Raw genomic sequence first — 2,810 nt, forward strand, 5'->3', positions numbered from 1 at the left:
AAAATAAAATAGAGATGAAAATATTGAAATATACACCAATCAATAGCCTCATATTTACTGCGCGCTCATGTAATTTAACTTTATAAAAAGCTAGATATAAAACCTCACCTACAATATACGTACCTTTAGAGGCTACTTACTTAGCAATTTTACAATCTATATTATTAACTGCTTATGTTAACTATATTATCTTTTGCTACATCTTCAGCTAACTTTTTAGCCTTAGCATTCCAAACTAAATCACATATACCATCAGTTGGGTTAAAGCCTGTTGGTGCATCTAGCAGCAATTGACGTATTGATTCGTGATCAAAGTTATGACACGCAATATCTAACGCTTCTATAAAAACATTAAGTTCAGCTAAAGGCAGCATAACTTCACTGGCTGTCATAATACGCTCGTGTGTTGTTTCACCTACGTTATCACCAATTAATAGCTCTTCGTAGAGCTTTTCGCCAGGGCGCAAGCCTGTACATTTTATTTCAATATCACCATGTGGATTAGTTTCGCTTTTAACTTCAAAACCAGAAAGCCGTACCATTTTAGTCGCAAGATCTTTAATTTTAACAGGGTCGCCCATATCAAGTACAAACACATCGCCGCCTTTACCCATAGCGCCTGCTTGTATTACTAGTTGAGCAGCTTCTGGAATCGTCATAAAAAAGCGTGTTATATCAGGGTGTGTGAGCGTTATTGGACCGCCCTCTTTTATTTGCCTGCGAAATAGCGGCACAACAGAACCACTCGACCCCAATACATTACCGAAGCGCACCATACAAAAGCGTGTTTTGTGATTAACACCTTGCTTTTGTGCTAAGCCTTGTAATACTAACTCGGCCATACGCTTAGTGGCGCCCATTACATTAGTAGGGCGCACTGCTTTGTCGGTAGATATAAGCACAAAATTTTCAACCCCTGCATTAACTGCTGCTTTAGCACAATAATAAGTACCAAACACATTATTACGCACACCTTCTACTACGTTATGTTCAACTAACGGCACATGTTTATAAGCTGCGGCATGATAAACGGTTTGCACACCAAAGGTTTTCATTACTGTTTCAATGCGGTTAATGCGCTGCACTGACCCCATTATAGGCATCAATTCAATATTAAGGTTATTATTAGTAATGTACTCACTAAGCTCCTTTTCTATTGAATATAAGCCAAATTCACTAAGCTCAAATAAAACGAGTTTTGTTGGTTTTTGTTTAACTATTTGTCTGCAAAGCTCTGAGCCAATGGAGCCGCCAGCCCCTGTTACCATAACCACTTTATTAGAAATGTTAGCAGTCATTAAATCCTTTCTAGGGGCTACTGGATCCCGGCCTAATAAATCTTCAACGCCCACTTCTGTTATTTCAGCAAGCTTAGCTTTGCCCTCTACAACATCAGCCATACCAGGGATAGAAAGCACTTTAATGGTGAGCGGCTCTAATTGAGCGAGTATTTCTTTACGGCGTGCGCGAGTTTCACTAGGTAAGGCTAATAAAACTTTACTCACTTTACGTTTATTTATTAGTTCATAAATATCTTTAAAGCACACGACAGGTATACCCTGAATTATTGAGCCATGTTTAGTTACATCGTCATCAATAAATGCCCTAACAAAATACTCTGGCCCAGCACTTAAAGCTGTGGCTAATTGTCGCCCAGCGGAACCTGCACCATAAATAATAACAGACTCTTTTTTACTCGTGGTCATTTTACCAATAATTGCGCGCACTAATACACGTGCACCGCCGACAGTTAACAAACATAACCACGCAAATATAAATGGCATTGTGCGAGGTATATCAATACCCATAAAAAAGGCAAGTAACACTAAAATCACAGTTGTTATAACTGTACCTAGTACTATCGCCCATATAGCTTGCGAGTTCATGTACCGGAGAACAGCTCGGTATAGCCCCAAACTTACAAACGTATATAAACTTATAGGCGTTAATAATGCCAATAAAAGCCAGTTATCTAATTGTTTTAAGGGCTCTAGGCTATCAAGTCTCACTATTAATGCTAACCAAAATGCCAGCATTATAAATAACGAATCAATACATAAAGTAATTAAGCGTTTTTTAGCCCGTGATGCATTCAAAATAGTACGAATAAAACTTTCCACTGCAAGTTTTCCTCTGATACATAAGGTAAGGTTCTAAGTGTCAAATATAAAGAGAGACTGGTATTATAAAAGTATAATAACTGAAGTATATTTCGAATTATTTAACCCTATCACCACTCCCACTCCCTGTTACTGTCATTACTATGTATTTAAAATAATTACCAATTGTGAGTGTATCAATCATTTCTTTGTCTGTTTTAGCTAGCAACTCTGGAGTTGACATGTCTATTTCGTTTACCTGTGCCAAGCCTGTAACACCAGGGCGTACATCAAATATATTCTTGGCATCTCGTGCTTGGGTTAACTCTTCTTGATTAAATAAACCTGGGCGAGGTCCAACCAAGCTCATTTCACCTTTTAGTACATTCCAAAGTTGAGGAAGTTCGTCTAACTTTGTTTTACGCAAAAAACCACCAAAAGGTGTTATTGATGCAGTACTAGCTAAGTGGCTTGCAACTGAAGCGGTATCAACGGTCATAGTTCTAAATTTTACTAACGTAAATGGTTTTTTATTACGGCCAACGCGTTCTTGCATAAATATAGGTGAACCAGTGTCAAACAAACCAATTATGTATAAAATAACTAAAAACGGTAACGTAAATAACAAACCAAAAAGTGAAAACCAAAAGTCAAGTAAACGTATCATTTATAAATCCATTAATTATTTTATTGAAGACTTTTCAGCAGCCA

Annotated in this window: 2 protein-coding genes; both read right to left on the reverse strand. The window is 37.5% G+C overall.

The window, feature by feature from the left end:
- Positions 1 to 164: 164 nt before the first annotated feature.
- Positions 165 to 2,120 (reverse strand): nucleoside-diphosphate sugar epimerase/dehydratase, encoded by a 1,956-nt coding sequence (locus tag GQR46_RS18325; RefSeq protein ID WP_165741950.1) that lies wholly within the window; start codon positions 2,118 to 2,120, stop codon positions 165 to 167.
- 97 nt (positions 2,121 to 2,217) lie between these two features.
- A complete protein-coding gene (locus GQR46_RS18330) occupies positions 2,218 to 2,766 on the reverse strand; it encodes a sugar transferase (protein ID WP_165741952.1) in 549 nt (182 codons plus the stop codon).
- Positions 2,767 to 2,810: the final 44 nt, after the last annotated feature.

The organism is Pseudoalteromonas sp. Z1A6 (assembly GCF_011378745.1).
Lineage (GTDB): Bacteria > Pseudomonadota > Gammaproteobacteria > Enterobacterales > Alteromonadaceae > Pseudoalteromonas > Pseudoalteromonas arctica.